This is a genomic window from Catonella massiliensis (assembly GCF_016651435.1).
In the GTDB taxonomy this organism is placed as follows: Bacteria; Bacillota; Clostridia; order Lachnospirales; family Lachnospiraceae; genus Catonella; species Catonella massiliensis.
Genome location: NZ_JAEPRJ010000001.1, coordinates 1,073,104 through 1,092,041 on the forward strand (window position 1 = coordinate 1,073,104; position 18,938 = coordinate 1,092,041).

16 protein-coding genes are annotated in these 18,938 nt (G+C 38.4%); 15 read left to right on the forward strand and 1 reads right to left on the reverse strand.

Going from position 1 to position 18,938, the window contains the following annotated elements; translation table 11 throughout:
- Positions 1-8: 8 nt before the first annotated feature.
- The 9 genes from JJN12_RS04855 (at position 9) to JJN12_RS04895 (ending at position 12,166) form a co-directional block, all read left to right on the forward strand.
- Positions 9-1,772: a CDP-glycerol glycerophosphotransferase family protein gene (locus JJN12_RS04855; RefSeq protein ID WP_208428623.1), complete on the forward strand. Its 1,764-nt coding sequence runs from the start codon at positions 9-11 to the stop codon at positions 1,770-1,772.
- A gap of 118 nt (positions 1,773-1,890) precedes the next feature.
- Positions 1,891-2,841 carry a hypothetical protein gene (locus JJN12_RS04860; RefSeq protein ID WP_208428624.1) on the forward strand — a complete coding sequence of 317 codons (951 nt, stop codon included), beginning with the start codon at positions 1,891-1,893 and terminating at the stop codon, positions 2,839-2,841.
- Between the two features lie 14 nt (positions 2,842-2,855).
- The gene (locus tag JJN12_RS14460) at positions 2,856-3,974 is read left to right on the forward strand and encodes a right-handed parallel beta-helix repeat-containing protein (RefSeq protein WP_208428625.1); all 1,119 of its coding nucleotides are present in this window, start codon (positions 2,856-2,858) and stop codon (positions 3,972-3,974) included.
- A 178-nt stretch (positions 3,975-4,152) separates the two neighbouring features.
- A complete protein-coding gene (locus tag JJN12_RS04870) occupies positions 4,153-5,304 on the forward strand; it encodes a carbamoyl phosphate synthase small subunit (protein WP_208428626.1) in 1,152 nt (383 codons plus the stop codon).
- Positions 5,288-8,509, forward strand: coding sequence for a carbamoyl-phosphate synthase large subunit (gene carB / locus JJN12_RS04875; protein WP_208428627.1), 3,222 nt, complete (start codon positions 5,288-5,290; stop codon positions 8,507-8,509). Before JJN12_RS04870 ends, carB begins: the two co-directional genes overlap by 17 nt.
- Complete coding sequence (locus JJN12_RS04880; protein ID WP_208428628.1) at positions 8,502-8,786, forward strand: GNAT family acetyltransferase; 285 nt, start codon at positions 8,502-8,504, stop codon at positions 8,784-8,786. Before carB ends, JJN12_RS04880 begins: the two co-directional genes overlap by 8 nt.
- An 83-nt stretch (positions 8,787-8,869) precedes the next feature.
- Positions 8,870-9,895: a hypothetical protein gene (locus JJN12_RS04885; RefSeq protein ID WP_208428629.1), complete on the forward strand. Its 1,026-nt coding sequence runs from the start codon at positions 8,870-8,872 to the stop codon at positions 9,893-9,895.
- A 106-nt stretch (positions 9,896-10,001) separates the two neighbouring features.
- A complete protein-coding gene (locus JJN12_RS04890) occupies positions 10,002-10,802 on the forward strand; it encodes a YARHG domain-containing protein (protein ID WP_208428630.1) in 801 nt (266 codons plus the stop codon).
- Positions 10,803-10,819: 17 nt separating this feature from the next.
- Positions 10,820-12,166 carry a zinc ribbon domain-containing protein gene (locus JJN12_RS04895; RefSeq protein ID WP_208428631.1) on the forward strand — a complete coding sequence of 449 codons (1,347 nt, stop codon included), beginning with the start codon at positions 10,820-10,822 and terminating at the stop codon, positions 12,164-12,166.
- 107 nt (positions 12,167-12,273) lie between these two features.
- On the opposite strand, the gene JJN12_RS04900 is transcribed toward JJN12_RS04895, so the two are convergent.
- Complete coding sequence (locus JJN12_RS04900; RefSeq protein WP_208428632.1) at positions 12,274-12,693, reverse strand: hypothetical protein; 420 nt, start codon at positions 12,691-12,693, stop codon at positions 12,274-12,276.
- Positions 12,694-12,867: 174 nt separating this feature from the next.
- Between JJN12_RS04900 and JJN12_RS04905 the strand changes: the two genes are divergently transcribed.
- From JJN12_RS04905 to yaaA, 6 genes are all read left to right on the forward strand, one after another.
- On the forward strand, positions 12,868-13,866 hold the full coding sequence (locus JJN12_RS04905) for a hypothetical protein (protein WP_208428633.1): 999 nt from the start codon (positions 12,868-12,870) through the stop codon (positions 13,864-13,866).
- Between the two features lie 141 nt (positions 13,867-14,007).
- Positions 14,008-14,934, forward strand: coding sequence for a tRNA (adenosine(37)-N6)-dimethylallyltransferase MiaA (miaA, locus tag JJN12_RS04910; RefSeq protein WP_208428634.1), 927 nt, complete (start codon positions 14,008-14,010; stop codon positions 14,932-14,934).
- Between the two features lie 118 nt (positions 14,935-15,052).
- Positions 15,053-16,648, forward strand: a complete 1,596-nt coding sequence (locus JJN12_RS04915) for an MBL fold metallo-hydrolase RNA specificity domain-containing protein (RefSeq protein WP_208428635.1) — start codon at positions 15,053-15,055, stop codon at positions 16,646-16,648.
- An 11-nt stretch (positions 16,649-16,659) separates the two neighbouring features.
- Positions 16,660-17,670 carry a GGDEF domain-containing protein gene (locus JJN12_RS04920; protein WP_208428636.1) on the forward strand — a complete coding sequence of 337 codons (1,011 nt, stop codon included), beginning with the start codon at positions 16,660-16,662 and terminating at the stop codon, positions 17,668-17,670.
- Positions 17,670-18,176: a CYTH domain-containing protein gene (locus JJN12_RS04925; protein WP_236013697.1), complete on the forward strand. Its 507-nt coding sequence runs from the start codon at positions 17,670-17,672 to the stop codon at positions 18,174-18,176. The genes JJN12_RS04920 and JJN12_RS04925 overlap by 1 nt, the downstream gene beginning before the upstream one ends.
- Positions 18,173-18,919, forward strand: a complete 747-nt coding sequence (gene yaaA / locus JJN12_RS04930) for a peroxide stress protein YaaA (RefSeq protein WP_208428637.1) — start codon at positions 18,173-18,175, stop codon at positions 18,917-18,919. Before JJN12_RS04925 ends, yaaA begins: the two co-directional genes overlap by 4 nt.
- The last annotated feature ends 19 nt before the right edge of the window (positions 18,920-18,938 follow it).

Below are 18,938 nucleotides of genomic sequence, written 5' to 3' on the forward strand. Positions count from 1 at the left end.
GGTAGTTTTTGGAACGCTTTGAGATAAATATACTTAAGTTGAATGTAACGGAAACTACATTAAACATAGATGTTAAGGTAAGAGGTAAATATAATCCAGAGGTCAGAAACCCTATCGTTACCATCATTTTTACCTCAGGCAGCAAATACAGAAGACTCCCCGTCCCTATAAAGACTTACCTGCCGGAAACGGACCTGAAAAGCTTCTTTATTCTGGCGGGCTACAGCTATTCCATAAAAGACTTGTACATTGACTATGATAAGCCTGAAAATATAGAAGTAAAGCTTGAACTTACCTATGGCGGTGATACATATACCGATATAATCTTAGATAAACCTGATGAATTAAAGATTATATCTTCAAGACAGTATTTGGTTTCACTCGCTAACGATGGATTAAGTATTAAGTTAATAAGGACAGCAGGTGATAAAGGTAGTGCAAATGTGATTCCTGTTTTATTAAATGGGCTGATTTCATTTGCGTGGAGCTTTATACTCTTTATTCTGGCTGTCATTTTTATGCCAATTTTTACCATCGAGGCAATTCTTGAGGCTATAGGACTTACAACAACAGCTTCTCCCAAAAAATATAAGAAAATAATGGGAGTTATAGAACATGTCAGATGGCGTACAGAGCTTATTATGGATAGAACTATAGGACTCAGTACGTTTAAGAATCTGATGACTAAGCTTGGTTTTTATCTGTTTAAGCCTTTTAGGCTAAAGGAAAACCGAATTACTCTTATATCAAACCGTAGAAATAGTATAAGCGGTAACTATGAAAGTATTTATGCAGAGCTTATCAAAGATAAAAATATTGATATAAAGACTGTGCTTGATACAAAGGAAAGCTTCATATCCTGCTTTAAGTACGGCTATTACCTTGCATCGTCAAAGGTCATTTTAATTGATGATTATATCCGTTCGGTCTATGAGATAAAAAAGCGTAAGGATAACTATCTTATACAGGTGTGGCATGCCTGTGGAGCATTCAAGGCCTTTGGTTTTAGCAGACTAAGCAGAGAAGGCTGTTGGCCACAGGATAGCCGCTCTCACAGAACCTATGATTATTGTCTGGTAAGTTCAAGGAAAGTAGCAAAGCATTATGCTGAAGCATTTGGGATGAATGTTGACAGGGTTATTGCTACAGGAGTTCCAAGAACCGATATCTTCTTTGATGAAGCCTATAAGAGGGAAATAAGAGCAAAAATATTTTCTGCATATCCTATGTTAAAAGATAAAAAGGTTATTCTTTTTGCACCTACATTTAGGGGGTCAAGTAAAAAAGAGGGCCACTATCCTCATTACCGCTTTGATTATAAGAAGATATTTGAAAGATTCGGTGATGAATACAGAATTATAATTAAGCACCATCCTCACGTAAACAATAAGCTTGTTATAGAGGATGAGTACAAGGATAGAGTGATTGACCTATCAAAGAACGAGGAGCTAAACGAGCTTTTGTTTGTCACTGATATTCTTATTACGGATTATTCATCCGTGATATTTGAGGCGGCGCTCTTAGACATACCTATGCTCTTTTATGCTTTCGATTTAGATGAGTATATATCAAGAAGAGGCTTCTACTGCGAATATATTAGCTTTATACCGGGAAAGCTTGTGGAAAACATGGATGAAATAATAGATGCACTTATGGTGGGGGACTTTGAAGCAGATAAGATAAAAGAATTTAAGCAAGACTTCTTTGATGACCTTGACGGTAAGTCCGGAAAGAGAGCATCAGAGTTCATAAAAAGACTTATGAAAAATTAGTGCAATTTATTTCATCATCTTTCGTGAATATTTGTGCTTTAAAATTCTTCATATATCGTGTATAATATTACGGGCGTCAAAGGATTTGTGCTTAGAATATGAAGGGAAGGTATAAAAGATGATTGATGGCAAGATTACGGAACTTTTGCAGACAAAAGGGATGGAGTATGATGAAACATCTGCTTCATGGTATGGTACAGTTTCAGGCTACAGTATGAAACTTGTCCGTACAAATGATGGAAAGAACTACGAACTGGTAGTTCCCGTAACCAATGGAAGTATGCCGGACAAGCAGACTATGGCGGAGCTTGGTAAGCAGATAAACGCCGTAGGAAGAGTAACAGTTAAGCAGTATGATGTTACCTTTTTTATTAAAAGACCTCTTACGACAGGTGCTTATCTTGAAAACATTTCTGCTGCAGTTTCTGCTGTTCCTGAAGCTCTTAGAAGCTCAGGTTTTACAAGCTGCTGTGAGGCAAGTGGAAGAACTGACAACCTCTTATTCTGTGTGGTTGGCGGTGAAGTATTACTGTTAACAGACGAGGAATACGGTAAACGTGAAATCGCTGTAAAGGAAAGACATTACACAAAGAGCGAAAAGGGTGAAAATGTTGTTACAGGTATTGTAGGAGCATTTTTGGGAAGTATCATAGGACTTATTGTTATAGTGTTAGTAGGCCAGTTAGGCTATGTTGCAGTTCTGTCGGGAATTGTTATGGGTGTTTGTACCGTGAAGGGTTATGCTATTCTCGGTGGTAGATTATCCAAAAAAGGTGCTGTTATTTCACTTATCATCATGGTGGGTATGACATTTGCGGCATTTATTTTAGATTCCTGTATATATGTAATCAGACAGAGTCCTGACGATGTAGCTTATATAGAGGAGATGATAAGATACTTTGCAGATGCAGTATTTAAGGAACCAAAATATGCTGTTGAGCTGATAAAGCTGTTTGCATTTACTTTGATTGGTGCTGTTCCTGCTATGCTTGGAGCATTTAGAGATGAGAAGATGTCTATAACAGCCTATAAGCTAAAAGATGTAAGAAAAGATGATGAATATATGTAAAAGGAGATTACAGAGTGAAAATTAAAAATATATTGCTTTGTGGTGGAATTATACTTATGGCGGCTTTATGCGTTGGTAAGACAGATAGCGTAAAGGCGGCAGTGGTAGTTGAAGCAAGTGGAGTAGATGACACTGCAAATATTCAGCAGGAACTTGATACAATGGGAGTTGCTATACTAAAAAAAGGTTCTACTTACAGACTTAATAAATCCATTATATTAAGAGATAATATGACTATAAAGGCAGAAGGTGCGACTATAATCTGTGAAAGACCTATTGCTTACAATATCCCTGAAACAACCAATTATAGTGCATTGTCAAATGTAACCATAATTGGTGGAACCTGGAAGTCTGAATACAGTGGTTATACCGGATCATCATTTAAGTTCACTCACGCAAGCAATATAACACTTAAAAATATGAAAATCAGAGCAGCTAATGCAGTGGGGCACAGTTTAGAATTTGTAGCCTGCCGGAATGTAACCATAATTAAGTGCGACATTGCCTGCATTGGTGAGTCGGATTCTAAGACGGAAGAAGCTGTTCAGCTTGACATTGCCTCATCAGTCACAGCCCCTTACTTAAAAAGTGTTCCATTTAGAACTGATTTAACTGAGGAACTTTGGAATCATGCAGGTTGCAGAAATGTTACAATCAAGGATTGTAAAATAACGGGGAATAGAGGAGTGGTTGCGAACTATACTGCAAAAGATGGTAATTCAGTTGAAACCATTCACGATAATATTGTGCTTAAAAACAATGAAATCACCGGTCTTAAGGGTGAGGGAGTTGTACTTTTCAATACTAAGAATGCTTCAGTTGTAAATAATAAAATCAAGAGCCTTAGAAAGGGTAAGGCAGATGCTTATACTGTTGGCTTACATGTAGCTAATTTTTCAAAGAACAAAGACATGAACAATTCCGTTATTACTCTTAGCAGAAATACTGTATACGGTGGAAGACAGGCAATTATGTTTTATTCTCATTCAGGTGTTAAGTATGGTGTGGTTACCATAAGTGGCAACAAGCTTTTCTGTAAAGCAGGAAAGAAGAACGCGGTATATGCTAATCACAAGAGTGCCAACCTCTTAACTGTGTCTTCAAATACAGCTAAGACTTATAAGGATAAATAATAAAAATCAGGAGAATTAATTTGTATTTTGTACTTGAATAATTTAGATTTATGTGCTACAATTCTAACAATTTGGGCATAAATAGAAAGGAGGAGGAAGAGCGAAATCAAATCTTTTGTTCTTCCTTTTTCTTTTGCCAAAAGTAGTGAAGTTTGTAAAGTAAGATTTGGAGGAAATGATGAAAGCATATTTGATTCTTGAAGACGGAACGGTATTTACGGGAGAATCTTTTGGTGCCAGAACGGAAGTCATAAGCGAAATAGTATTCAATACTTCCATGACAGGCTATCTAGAGGTGCTTACCGATCCTAGTTACGCTGGACAGGCAGTTACAATGACCTATCCTTTGATTGGTAATTACGGTATTAATTATCAGGACATGGAGTCAAAAAAAGCTCAGCCTGATGGCTTTATAGTTCGTGAAATAGCAGGAAAAGCCTCTAATTTTAGAAATGACGATTCTCTGACCAGATTCTTAGTTGACCAGGGTATTACCGGCATTTATGGCATTGATACAAGAGCACTTACAAGGATTCTTCGTGAGAGTGGTACCATGAACGGCATGATAACAACTGACGAAACAAAACTTGGAAGTGCTAATATTTTAAATAAAATTAAGCGCTACAGGGTTGAAGGAGTGGTTGAGCGGGTATCCTGTAAGGAAAAGGAGATATTTGAGCCTCGTTTTGCAAGAAGGCCAGACAAGGTATTTAAGCCTGAATTCCAGTTCAAGAATGATTTTATAACAGAAACAAAATACAAGATTGCACTTATGGACTTTGGTGCAAAGAAGAATATAGTGGATTCCCTTTTAAGAAGGGGCTGTGAGGTAACGGTATATCCACAGAATACAAAGGCTGAAGAGATATTTAGGGATAAGCCTGATGGGATTATGCTAAGTAACGGACCTGGAGACCCTGCAGAATGTACTGATATAATAGAGGAGCTTAAGAAGCTCTTTGATGGAGACATCCCTATCTTTGGTATCTGCCTCGGACATCAGCTTATGGCTCTTGCAAAGGGTGGAAGAACTGAGAAGATGAAGTATGGCCACAGGGGAGCAAACCACCCTGTAAAGGATCTCTCTACAGGAAGAGTATACATATCTACTCAGAATCATGGCTATATGGTAGTTGATAAGAGTATGCCTGAAGAAGTGGCAACTACAAGCTTTATAAATGTAAATGACGGAACTGTTGAAGGTATACGCTACACAGGTAAGAGAATATTTACCGTACAGTTCCACCCTGAGGCCTGCTCAGGACCGCTTGATACAGGATATTTGTTTGATGAGTTTTTAAGGGAGGTTAATGATGCCAAGAATAACTGATATTAAAAAAGTAATGGTTTTAGGTTCAGGACCTATCGTTATAGGGCAGGCTGCTGAATTTGACTACGCAGGTACACAGGCCTGCCGTTCCCTTAAAGAAGAAGGCATAGAAGTAGTACTTGTTAACTCAAACCCTGCTACAATTATGACAGATAAGGATATTGCAGATAAGGTATACATAGAGCCTCTTAATGTAGATGTTGTTAAGAAAATCATTAAAGAAGAACAGCCTGACAGTATCCTTCCAACACTTGGAGGACAGGCAGGACTTAACCTTGCTATGGAGCTTGAGGAGAGCGGCTTCCTTAAGGAGAATAATGTAAGGCTTATAGGTACCACAGCTTTGACTATCAAAAAGGCTGAGGACAGGCTTGAGTTCAAGAATACCATGGAGAAGCTTAAGGAGCCTGTAGCTGCTTCTACAATAGTAGAAGATATTGAAGCTGCTGTAGAATTTGCCAAAGAAATAGGCTATCCGATAGTGGTAAGGCCTGCCTATACCCTCGGAGGCTCAGGCGGTGGTATAGCTGATGATGAAGCTTCACTTCGCTTAATTTGTGAGAATGGACTTAGACTGTCAAGAGTAGGTCAGTGTCTTATAGAGCGTTCAATCGCAGGCTGGAAAGAGATAGAGTATGAGGTAATGAGAGATAGCAGAGGTAACTGCATTACTGTCTGCAACATGGAGAATCTTGACCCTGTTGGAGTTCATACAGGTGATAGTATAGTAGTAGCCCCTTCTCAGACACTTTCTGATAAAGAGCACCAGATGCTAAGGACATCTGCGCTTAACATAATAGATGAGCTTGGAATCACAGGTGGCTGTAACGTGCAGTATGCCCTTAACCCTCATACCTTTGAATACTGCGTTATAGAGGTGAACCCTAGAGTAAGCCGTTCATCTGCGCTTGCCTCAAAGGCTACGGGCTATCCTATAGCTAAGGTAGCGGCTAAGATTGCGCTTGGCTACACCCTTGATGAGATTAAGAATGCCGTTACAGGAAGAACATTTGCAAGCTTTGAGCCTGCACTTGACTATGTGGTAGTTAAGATACCAAGACTTCCTTTTGATAAGTTCATTACAGCAAAGAGGACCCTTACTACTCAGATGAAGGCTACAGGTGAGGTTATGAGCATCTGTACCAACTTTGAAGGTGCTCTTATGAAGGCTATACGCTCCTTGGAGCAGCACGTAGACAGTCTTATAGTGAATTACTATGAGGGCTTTACTGATGAGGATATAAAGGATGAGCTTCAAAAGGTGGATGACAGAAGAATCTTCCTCATAGCTGAGGCTATCAGAAGAGGAATTACACCTGAGTACATACATGATATAACCAAGATAGACGAGTGGTTCATAGATAAGATAGAGCGTCTTGTAAGATGTGAGCTTCGCCTTAAAAATGAAGAGCTTACAAGGGAGCTTTTATTTGATGCCAAGCGTATGGAATTCCCTGACAAGGTAATTGCAAATCTTACAGGAAAGACTGAAAAAGAAATCTACGAGCGTAGAATAAAAGAAAATATCATTGCGGGCTTCAAGATGGTAGATACCTGTGCTGCTGAGTTTGAGGCTGTTACGCCTTATTATTATTCCTGCTTTGATGGAGAAAATGAGAATACTTCAGTTACTGATAAGAAAAAGGTGCTTGTACTTGGTTCAGGTCCTATAAGAATCGGTCAGGGCATCGAGTTTGACTTCTGCTCAGTACACTGTGTGTGGGCGTTTTCAAAGGCAGGCTATGAGACCATCATCATAAACAACAACCCTGAAACCGTAAGTACTGACTTTGATATAGCTGATAAGCTTTACTTTGAGCCTCTTACTCCAGAGGATGTAAGAAATGTAGTTGAGCTTGAGAAGCCTTACGGAGCAGTAGTTCAGTTTGGAGGCCAGACAGCCATCGGACTTACCAAGGCTCTTATGGAAATGGGAGTAAAGATACTGGGAACATCCGCAGAAGATGTGGATGCAGCAGAGGACAGAGAGTTATTTGACAATATCTTAAATGAAACAGGCATACCAAGGGCATCAGGCGGTACAGTATTTACCGCAGATGAAGCGGTTGAAGTTGCTGGTAGACTAGGATATCCTGTGCTTGTCCGCCCTTCTTACGTGCTTGGCGGTGCCGGCATGAGAATAGCCATATCTGACTCTGATATAAGGGAGTATATAGACATAATAAATCGTAATGTTCAGGAGCATCCTATCCTTGTAGACAAGTATCTAATGGGTGAGGAGCTTGAAGTAGATGCGGTTTGTGACGGAGAAGATATCTTAATTCCGGGCATTATGCAGCATATTGAAAGAGCAGGCATACACTCAGGCGACAGTATATCAGTTTATCCTTCACAGAATATCTCGGCAGAGCTTATAGAAAGGATTGAGGACTATACCGGAAAGCTTGCAAAGAGCCTTCACGTAATAGGACTTGTAAATATACAGTTCATCATTTACGAGAATGAAGTATATGTCATAGAGGTAAACCCTCGTTCAAGCCGTACAGTACCATATATAAGCAAGGTCACAGGCATACCTATAGTAGAGCTTGCCTGCAAGGTCATAATGGGAGATAAGATTAGAGACCTTGGATTTGAGCCTGGACTTCAGAAGGAAGCTCCATATGTGGCAGTAAAGATGCCTGTATTCTCCTTTGAAAAACTAAGAGGAGCTGAGATTTCCTTAGGACCTGAGATGAAGTCTACAGGAGAGTGCCTCGGTATAGCAAAGACCTTTGATGAGGCTCTCTTTAAGGCCTTCCTTGGGGCAGGAATTGACCTTCCTATCCACAAGAAGATGATAATTACGGTTTGTGATGAGGACAAGAAGGAAATTGTGCCTATAGCCGCAGGCTTTAGTAAGCTTGGCTATGAGATATATGCAACAAGAGGGACTGCAGAAGTGCTTAAGAATAACGGTGTGGAAGTAACTCAGGTAAACAAGCTTGAACAGGCAGCGCCTACACTTATGGACCTTTTACTTGCACACAACATTGACCTTGTTATAGACACACCTTCTAAGGGTGCAGGAAAGTCTAAGGATGGTTTCCTTATCAGACGAGTTGCCATAGAAACCGGAGTTTCTGTCATTACTGCGCTTGATACAGCGACAGCCCTTCTTAGGAGCTTAACAAACTCTCATAAAGATGAGCTTGAAATGATTGACATAGCAACAGTTGCACGTAGGGGAAATACCAATGGTTGATATAAAGGATGTTCTCTCTTTTAACTATTATACCTATAAAAAGCCATTTACCGGCAGTGATAACGGTAAGAGATACAGAATCGTAAGGCTTGAAAAGGAAATACAGGCAGAAGAAGGGACTGAGCCTGAAAAGGAGATAGTCTTTAAGGCTTTTCTTTGGAAAGATGTTCTTGCCTTTGAGAAAACACCTGAGGAGGAGATTCTTGCTAAAGAATTTGATTTCACTCCTTCCGGATTAGAACAGGTGGTTGACTGGATAAATACAACAATGCTATAATCGATTTAAACACCCAAATTATTTACCTTTGGATAAGGTTCATTTGGTAGATAATTTGGGAATATTATTCTTGGAGGAAAGATATGGGAAGGTTTTGTAAGTTTTGTGGAAATCCTATAGAGGATGGACAGGAATGTAACTGCGATGGAGCAGTAAAGGAGAGACAGGAGAAGGCTGCATCAAGTGTAAGCGAGTCAGCAAATCCTGTAGTGGAGGCACCTGTAAATGCTGATGCTAACAGTGCTCCTGAAGTAACTAAAGATAGCAAGGCAATGGCTAACGAGACAGCTGTAAACGCTGATGTAAACAATGAAACAAATTCAGAGAACAAGGGAAGCAACAATGCAGTAAATAATACAGAAAGCACACAGCAAACACCTGTAGCAAGCGCAGTTAACAACGCACCTCTTCCTGCGCAGAATGCAGGAAGTACCGGACAGGCTGGAAGTTCTGCGGGAAAGAGCTTAAATATTGATGCAGCTAAGATATTGAAAGATACCTTAGGTGTAACCAAATCATTTTTAATGAACCCTTTTGAGGCATTAAAATCATCATTTGCAGAGAAAGATAAGCTAAGCCAGCTGGTTGCAGGTGGTATATCGGCCTTTATTATGTTTATATTTTTCATAATAATGTTTAATTACCCTGTATTTGATGCATTTACAAAGTTTAAGATAGCATTTTTCTTAATCTTATCTTACGTAGCTATAAAGGCAGTATATGCATTTGGAGTATTCATTTTTGCTAAGAAGCAGACAAAACCGGTGTCATACTTATCAGTACTTGGACTTTGCAGTCTGACTACGATATTAGATATGATAATTCTATTTCTTGTAGTGATATTTATGTCGCTTTCACTATACCTGCTTTCCGGAATTTGTCTTGTATTTTTGCTGGTAAACAACATTATGTCCTCAGTAGTCATTGCTTACATAGCTTTTGAAGAGAACTTTGTTAAGACCTATAGAATTGGTCTTTTACTTCAGCTTATTATTGTTTGTATAGTTATACTGTTGCTTGATATTGTAGGAAGAAGTATCTTATCCGGCATATATTCAAGCATATTTGGCAATATGAACTACATGAATATGTTTGGTAACGTTTATTAAATATAGAGATTATTAAGGCCACAGAAGTACTATTATCTGTGGTCTCTCTATAAGAATTAGTGATACCTGGAGGAAAGAAGTACACATAAAAGATAGGAGTTAAGATATGAAAAAAGGCGGATTAGTTTTCTTGTCAATTATATTGGCTCTTGTAATTATTGCGATTGGAGCATCCGCAGGTGCACTTGCCTACACCAATGGAGTGCCTGCGATAAAACAAACATCAGTTACTGCTGAGAATACAGATGATAATTCAGACAGTGGATATACCTCAGAAGATGTTGCTGACACACAGCTTACAAAGAGCTTTGACCAGTTCACTGTAGACAACACTATGTCGTCATCAGAAGATAAAGACAAGAAGGATGATGATAGTGACAAGAAGGATGGTGAAGAGGAATCTACCGAGAATAAGGAAGATGCACGTGAATCCACAGAGAGCAGTGAAAACAGCGATGATACGACTACCAACGGAGCTATTGAAGCTGGTGAATCAAAAGAAAATAGCGAAAATGGCGAAGACAGCAACAATACAGAGGGTACTGTAACAGAAGAAGACAAAAAAGAGGTTAAGGAAGAGGAAAAGAAATCAGGCACAAAATATCTCTTTGCCGACAGTGCTAAAAAGAAACTGAATAAGAAGAGTGCGGAGGCACTTGTAGATAAGATTGAAAGCAAAGACTACAAGATGCCGAGTGACAGATCCGTTGCAAGGATGATAATAAATGAGATGTACGCAAAACATGGAGCAAAGTTTAAGGATAAAGAGGTTCAGAAATACTTCAATAAAAAAAGCTGGTACAAGAAGATAAAAAAGAAAGTAAGTACGGACAAGGCTTTTTCTAAAATGAGTGCACTTGAAAAAAAGAATATCGAAGTACTTGATGAGATTGATAAAGCGAATTAATTAAATGGAGGGATTATATGTTTTGTGAAAATTGCGGAGCAGAATATTTCGGGAAGCAGGTATTTTGCGAAAAATGTGGCCACAAACTGCCTGATACAGATTCTTCTCTTGATGACAATAAAGACGAGCAGAAAGCGTTAGAGCCTGCGATAGAGCCTGTGTCTATAGAAAACAATCAGCAGGCACAGCCTTCTCCTGCGGTAAATAATATGCAGCCTCAGAAGAACAACGGCAAGCGTAAGAAGGGTATATTTGGAGTAATCAAGTTTTTATTTTTAGAAATTATCATTCTTGGAGCTATGATATACTTTTTAGTCCCTTATATCTTTGATAATTTCAGTGCGGAACATAAGGCAAAACAGTATTTCGTTGCTCTTGTAAATGAAGATTATGACAGTGTGTATTCTTTGTTTAATATAAATACAGAGGATGATAAGAATTTCCTGCTTAAAAAAGACGGAATAAAGCAGTACCGTGCTTCTGCAGGCTTGACTGATGTCCTTAATTATAAGGTAAACGATAATTCTCCTTTTTGGAAAATGGACAAGGATGATGAGATACGTAAAGAAGTTGTTATATCCTACACCAACCGAGGTGATAGTAAGGAGCATACATTCACTGTAAATCTGGTAAAGGAATCAGCCAAGAAGTATTATATATTTGATGATTGGAGCATAGATTATGTCGGAATTGCTGCTTCTAATGTCAAGATAAATGTGGCTGAGGGAGCTAAGGTAAAGGTTGATGATGTCGAGATTCCTGAGAAGTATTTGACAACAGGTGAAGTACCGGGGGATAGTACTTATACAATACCTATAATATTTACCGGTAATCACAAAATTGAAGTATCTAAAGATGGTTTAGAAACATTGAAAAGAAACGAGACAGTTACAGGCAATAATGATAATATCTCACTTGACGATATGAGACTGTCTAAGGATACTGCAGAAGCACTTGAAGAGCTGGCTATAAACAATATGAAGTCGGTATATTTGGCTGCGTTAAATGGTGATTCTTTTGACAAGATTAAAGATATCTTTGTGCAGGATGCGGATAGTCTTAACTCGATTAAGGCCCAGTACGATGAGCTTGCACAGGGCTTAAATAATGACAGCAGACATGTTACTAAGATTGATTTTACATCTGCGAATACTGAGATAGATGTGACAGAGCCTGTTGTGACAAAAACCGTGTTTTATCAAATATATTTTTCTTATTACTACAGGCCTTGGTTTGGCGATCCGGAATGGAAGGACAGCAATAACACAGGAAGTATGTACATAAGAACAGAGTTTAAGTATGTTGATGGTAAATGGCTTCAGACAGATCTTGGCTGTAAAAAACCAAGTATATATGCTTTTTAATATCTATGCTCGATTTATTTGAAGTAAAAATGCTGTAAACACAGTAGGGCAGAAGCTCTGAGAGTGTTTACAGCATTTGTTTTATAAATCTTAATACTTAAGAGCCATCATTCATCATTTAAGAAAGAATAGTCATCTTCATTTTCATCCGCCTCAGCAAGGGCATTGATAGAGTCCATATCAAGCTCTCCTGTAAAGAGTTCATCATCATCCACATCATCATCATCATCAGCAGCGGCAACAATTTCATCTTCACTAACATCATCCATTAGAGTCTCGTCCGGTTCACGCTCGGAAAGTTGTGCCTCATACAGGCTGTTTGCTTCTTCTATGATAATTTCAGCAAGTTCATTTGTATCTATAATTTTGGCTTCTTCCACAACCAGCTGGGTATATTTAACAACATTGCCGGATACCATTCTTATATCACTTTCTTTGATAAGGTTTATATCCTTCCTATAAGGCAAATGGTCATAGATAGTATTGGTAGGATCCTTCAAATCGCTAAAAGGTCTTAGAGCTCTCATAAAATTTGACTCGCTAATACCAAACACCTGCCTTTCACAAAATATTTTTTGTCAAATAACTTGACAACTGTATCGTAAGATTATATCACAAAAACTTTGAATTGGCTATAGCTAAAATAAGTGGTATAATAGACAAAGAGACATGCAACACTAAATAAAAATTGGAGGCAGGGTATGAAAGCAAAGGGTATTACAGTATTATTTTCGATTGTTTTAATTTTTAATTTATTTTTTTCGGTATTCAGCACAGTTCCTGTCCTGGCAAAGGATAAAGCTCCGGTCATATCTGTAGACGGAAGGATTGCTATAGAGAATCCCGGAAGTGTAGTCTCAGACGGAAAATACATCTATTATGCCTATCAGGGTGATGGCAAGCGTATGGACATTATAAAGCTTAACCCTAAGACTCTTAAAAGCAAGAGTATTGCTAAAAAAACGGGAAACGGATATACCAACCTATCTATAAAGGGTAATTATATCTATGCTGTACTTGATAAGGTGTTTGGATATGGTACAGGCTATGAAGAACCCTATATTTACCGCATTTCAAAGGATGGAAAGACTAAGACTAAGCTTGCGGTTGGAAAAGAGCCTGTAATTATAGGTGATAAAATCTATTATTTTTCAGGTAAGATATACACAGTTAATGAAGGAAACCTGAAATTCAAGGATTTCAAAAGTGACGGCTATATCTCAAGTATGGACTTAAACGGAAAGAATAAAAAGAAGGTGTTTGGAGTCAGCGTTGAATACAATGGCTTGCTGAAATTATTTAAGAGTGGCGAGAGGTTTTATTATACTACTGATAACAAGACAGTTTATGATATGAGGGGTAATGTAGTTAAGTCAAGAAAGTTTATAAATGCAGGAGAAATACGCCTTGATACCTTCAGTCTTGACAGCAGCTACAATGTAAAAACTAAGCTTCTATACCGTAAAGCCGGTAAATACGGTGAGGGGGAGATTCAGGTTGGAACATATAAAAATAAAAAATGGAAGTATAAAAAGATATTGACCAACAGCGTAACTATCAACTTTTCTGTTCAGGGCGACTATATGATGGTAAAGGAGATTGTAAATGTTACATCTGAGAAGTCTTTAATAAAAGTATATCTACTTGATAAAAGCGGAAAGATACTTAAGGAGCTTCATTCTTGGACGCCGGCAGAATAAGTCTGCATAGAGACGATTATAAACATAATGCTGTTGTTTAGAACTGTATTTCCTAACGGATAGACCTTGTTAGATAAGATTATGCCGGGATTAAAAATTAAAACGTGAGTAGGTAAATAATAGAATTGGGAGCTTTATTAAATGAAAGATTTGATAGTTTTAACAGGTCCTACTGCGGTAGGTAAAACTTCTCTGTCCATAGCCCTTGCAAAGGCTGTGGACGGAGAGATAATATCCGCAGACTCCATGCAGGTATATAAATACCTGAACATAGGAACTGCTAAAATTACAGAAGAAGAAAAGTGCGGTATTCCTCATTTTCTGATAGATGAATTAGAGCCTGATGAGGAATTCAATGTAACCATATTTAAAAATAAGGTTATGGGATACATTGAGGATATAAAAAGCAGAGGGAAGGTGCCTATCATAGTAGGAGGTACAGGCTTTTATATCCAGTCCGTCATCTATGATATTAACTTTAATGAATATGGTGATGACAGCAAGGTCAGGAAAAAATATGAGGCTATGGCAGAAACTTTAGGCAAAAGCGAACTTCACAAAAAGCTTGCTCTGGTTGACAGGGAATATGCTGATTCGGTTTCTTATAATAACGTAAAAAAGGTTGTGAGGGCGCTTACTTTCTTTGAAATGACAGGAGAAAAGCTATCGGAGCATAATAAGAGGGAGAGAGAGAGGAGTTCCCCTTTTGACTTTGCTTACTTTGTGTTGACCATGGACAGAAAAAAGCTTTATGAGAGAATTGATAAGAGAGTTGACCTTATGTTTGATATGGGGCTTGTGGAGGAGGTTAAAGCTCTCATGGCAAAAGGATATGATAAGTCATTGGTGTCTATGCAGGGTATTGGCTATAAAGAAGTGATTGATTATCTAAGTGGTAAAACGAGCCTTGAAGAATGTATAGATATTATCAAAAGGGATACCAGGCATTTTGCCAAAAGGCAGCTTACCTGGTTTAAGAGGGAAAAGGTGGTAACTTATATCGACAAAGATGAATTTGATGCAGAAGATAAATGTTTAAAAGAAATGCTAAGAGTATATAATTCATAGTTTGTTTATGTTATAATGTTAAGTATACTTTTGGAAAGTCTATAATACGAGTGAACCGGAATTTTAGTAAGAAAATGACGGATTATATGTATTTCCCAGCAGTTACAGGAGACAAGGTATGAAACTACATTTTATTGGTGCTGATCACGAGGTCACAGGAAGTGCACATTTTTTGTCTGCTTGTGGCAAAAACATATTGGTAGACTATGGTATGGAGCAGGGAGTAAATGTATTTGAAAATGCTGCATTACCTGTATCTCCATCAGAAATTGATTATCTTTTGGTTACACACGCTCACGTAGACCATACAGGCATGATACCTGCTCTTTATAAGAATGGGTTTAAGGGTGAGATATATGCTACTTCTGCTACCTGTGAGCTTTGTGATATTATGCTTAGAGATTCTGCTCATATTCAGGAGTTTGAAGCTGAATGGAAGAATAGAAAGAATAAAAGAGCAGGTAAGGAGCATTTTGAACCTGCTTATACTATGGAAGATGTAGAGGGAGTTCTTAGTCATTTCCACAAAGTAAGCTATAATGAAGACTTGACATTATGTGAGGGTATAACCATCTCTTTTACTGATGTGGGACATCTTTTAGGCTCATCAAGTATAAAGATTATTATAACTGAGGATAATGTCACCAAGACCATAGTATTCTCTGGTGATATAGGTAATATCAATCAGCCTATAATAAAGGATCCTGCTTACACAACTGAAGCCGACTATGTAGTGATGGAATCAACCTATGGTGACAGACTTCATGGGGATAGGATTGACTACGTGTCTGAGCTTTCTGATATCCTAAACGATACCTTTAGCAGGGGAGGCAATGTAGTTATACCATCCTTTGCAGTTGGACGTACTCAGGAGATACTTTATTTTATCAGGAAAATAAAAGAGGACAGGCTGGTATACGGCTATGACGACTTTGAAGTAATAGTTGACAGCCCTCTGGCTATAGAGGCTACTAATATATTCAAGGAGAATTATGCTGACTGCTTTGATGAAGAAGCTATGGAGCTTATCAACGCCGGCATCAATCCAATCAGCTTTGAAGGGCTTAGAACCTCTGTGACGAGTACGGACTCGATTGCAATTAACTTTGACAAGAAGCCTAAGGTTATTATCTCAGCATCAGGTATGTGTGAGGCAGGACGAATAAGGCATCACTTAAAGCATAATCTCTGGCGGAAAGAATGTACTATACTATTTGTGGGATATCAGGCCGTGGGAACCTTAGGGCGGATACTTGTGGACGGTGCAGAGCGGGTTAAGCTTTTTGGAGAAGAAATTGAAGTAAATGCTGAAGTAAAAGTGCTTGCAGGAGTTAGTGGACATGCGGATAAAAATGGGCTCATTTCTTGGATTTCAGCCTTTAATCCAAAGCCGGCGGCAGTGTTCATAGTGCACGGAGAAGACAGGGTTGCAGAGAGCTTTAGACTGGCTCTAGAAGAAGAGTATCACCATAATGCTTATGCCCCATACAGTGGCTCGGTATATGACCTTTCTTCAGGAAAGTGGGAGTATATTGCAGAACCTGTATTCATTAAGAAAGAAGTTAAACAGGGTACTCATAAGGCAGAGTATGATAAGCTCATAAATGCTGGTCAGAAACTGCTTGACATCATAAATGCAAACAGCGGACTAGCCAACAAAGACATGATTAAATTTGCGGAACAGATTGAATCACTGTGTAACAAGTGGAAATAACGGGGGGTAAAATGGGAAAAAATAATAATGTGGTAGTTCTAGACAATGAGATTGCTAACAAGCTTAGTCAGTTAGATACGATATCACTTAAAGACGGACTTACAGGCCTGTGGAATAAAAAATGCCTCGCTGATAAAGTAGATGATTATGTTGGTGGAGAAGTTAATTCAGGAGCCTTATTTATCATTGAAATTGATGATTTCGCAAAGATAAATGATGAATATGGCCACATTATGGGTGATGCCTGCCTTGTTAGACTTGCAGGGGTTCTTAGCAGCTCATTCCGCGAAAGAGATGTGGCTGCGAGGATATCAGCAGATGAATTTGGCGTATTTTTGGTAGGTACCCTTACATACAAAGACATCAACAGCATAGCGGCCAAGCTCTTAAAGGTATCAAGGGAGAGCTTTGAGGGTATGAAGTTAGATAAGGACTTCACCATATCCATAGGCATAGCCAAAGCACCTGCAAATGGAAGTGATTTCCTCTCGCTATACAGAAAGGCTGTAGAGGCACTTACCAAGTCTAAGCAGGGCGGTAAAAATGGTTTTATGATTGCTGAGGAGAACTATTCAGAGAATAAATCCATCAATACTGATGCGGATATGGACATAGTTAAGCACCTTATATCCGAGAAAGATAAACCTCTTGGGGCCTATAAGGTGGAGTATGATGGGTTTAAGCATATATTCAGGTTTATTTCCAGATATTCTGATAGGAAAGAAACAGGCATAGAAATCATCCTCTTTACAATATCAAAAAAAGACGGAAGTATGATAGATCCACTCACTTTGTCAGAGGCTATGTTTGACCTGGAAAATATAATCAAAGTGTCTCTTAGAATAGGGGATGTGGCCACCAAGTACAGCTCCTGCCAGTATCTGGTAATGCTTGTAGGTGCCAATAAGATTAAGCCTCAGGACGTAGTTGAAAGGGTGGTAAAGAACTATTCTTTCTTTGCTGACAAATACAATATTGTTGTAAAATATGATATTGATTATAAATCGCTTCAAGAGGGATAATGATGGAGATAGAAAGAAAATTCCTTATAAATGAGCTTCCCAAAGACCTTGAAGCTTATGAAAAAATAGAGATAGAACAGGGTTATATAAGCAATAAGCCTACTATAAGGATTAGAAAAGCTAATGAAAAGTATTTATTAACTGTCAAAAGTAAGTTTGGAGTCAGCGGGAATGAAGGCGGTCCGATAGTTAATAATGAGCACGAGTTCGAAATAACCAAAGAGGAATATAATCACCTTAAAGAAAAACTAAAAAGGGATGTCTTAAAGAAAATGAGATACCTCATTCCTTTAGAAGGTGGACTTGTTGCGGAGCTTGATGTATTTAAGGAAAGGTTTGAGGGTCTTGTATTCGCTGAGGTGGAATTTCCTTCCATAGAGGCTTCTAACAGTTTTGTTAAGCCCCATTGGTTAGGCAAGGATGTAAGCGATGATAAAAGATACAAGAATGCTAAGATAATAAAGCTAAGCGGTTATAATAAGGCATATTTTGAGGAGAATGTATGAAGATTATATTGTCTCCTGCCAAGAAAATGAAGATGGACACAGACTTTTCGGGAGTTATCGGAAAGCCTGTGTTTCTTGACGATACGAAGATAATCCTCTCTTGGCTGAAGGGAAAAAACAGAGAAGAATTAAAGAAATTATGGAAGTGCAACGATAAGATTGCTGATGAAAATTATGAAAGAATTGCAGGTATGAAGCTAACGGGCAATCTACCCCCTGCAATTTTATCTTATGAGGGTATAGCTTATCAGTATATGGCTCCGGCTGTATTTGATGATGAACAGCTAAGCTACATACAGAGTAATCTAAGAATTTTGTCTGCATTTTACGGTGTAGTAAAGCCTATGGACGGTGTAAGCCCTTACAGACTGGAAATGCAGGCAAAGGCTGATGTAAATGGAAGCAAAGATTTATATGAGTTTTGGGGAGATAAACTCTATAAGGAGGTAAGGGATGAGAGTGGAATCATCATAAATCTTGCTTCGAAAGAATATTATAAGTGCATTGACAAGTATTTAACGGATGAAGATAGGTTTATTACCTGCGATTTTGTGGAGGAGGTGAAGGGAAAGCTTGTCACCAAGGGAACCTATGCGAAGATGGCAAGGGGCGAAATGGTGAGGTTTATGGCTGAAAAAAGAATAGATAATCCTCTGGATATTAAGAAGTTTGACAGGCTTAGCTATATTTTTAGGGAAGATTTATCCAATAATGTGAAGTTTGTATTTGAAAGAAAAAAATAATTGTGTTAAAATAAAAGTC

Excerpts from the sequence above, each read along its gene's own strand:
- JJN12_RS04900 (WP_208428632.1), bottom strand. The coding sequence starts at position 12,693 with ATGAGAGCTCTAAGACCTTTTAGCGATTTGAAGGATCCTACCAATACT.
- JJN12_RS04920 (WP_208428636.1), top strand. The coding sequence starts at position 16,660 with ATGGGAAAAAATAATAATGTGGTAGTTCTAGACAATGAGATTGCTAAC.
- JJN12_RS04925 (WP_236013697.1), top strand. The coding sequence starts at position 17,670 with ATGATGGAGATAGAAAGAAAATTCCTTATAAATGAGCTTCCCAAAGAC.
- JJN12_RS04880 (WP_208428628.1), top strand. The coding sequence starts at position 8,502 with ATGGTTGATATAAAGGATGTTCTCTCTTTTAACTATTATACCTATAAA.
- JJN12_RS04895 (WP_208428631.1), top strand. The coding sequence starts at position 10,820 with ATGTTTTGTGAAAATTGCGGAGCAGAATATTTCGGGAAGCAGGTATTT.
- yaaA (WP_208428637.1), top strand. The coding sequence starts at position 18,173 with ATGAAGATTATATTGTCTCCTGCCAAGAAAATGAAGATGGACACAGAC.
- JJN12_RS04870 (WP_208428626.1), top strand. The coding sequence starts at position 4,153 with ATGAAAGCATATTTGATTCTTGAAGACGGAACGGTATTTACGGGAGAA.
- JJN12_RS04890 (WP_208428630.1), top strand. The coding sequence starts at position 10,002 with ATGAAAAAAGGCGGATTAGTTTTCTTGTCAATTATATTGGCTCTTGTA.
- JJN12_RS04860 (WP_208428624.1), top strand. The coding sequence starts at position 1,891 with ATGATTGATGGCAAGATTACGGAACTTTTGCAGACAAAAGGGATGGAG.
- carB (WP_208428627.1), top strand. The coding sequence starts at position 5,288 with ATGCCAAGAATAACTGATATTAAAAAAGTAATGGTTTTAGGTTCAGGA.
- JJN12_RS04915 (WP_208428635.1), top strand. The coding sequence starts at position 15,053 with ATGAAACTACATTTTATTGGTGCTGATCACGAGGTCACAGGAAGTGCA.
- miaA (WP_208428634.1), top strand. The coding sequence starts at position 14,008 with ATGAAAGATTTGATAGTTTTAACAGGTCCTACTGCGGTAGGTAAAACT.
- JJN12_RS04905 (WP_208428633.1), top strand. The coding sequence starts at position 12,868 with ATGAAAGCAAAGGGTATTACAGTATTATTTTCGATTGTTTTAATTTTT.
- JJN12_RS04885 (WP_208428629.1), top strand. The coding sequence starts at position 8,870 with ATGGGAAGGTTTTGTAAGTTTTGTGGAAATCCTATAGAGGATGGACAG.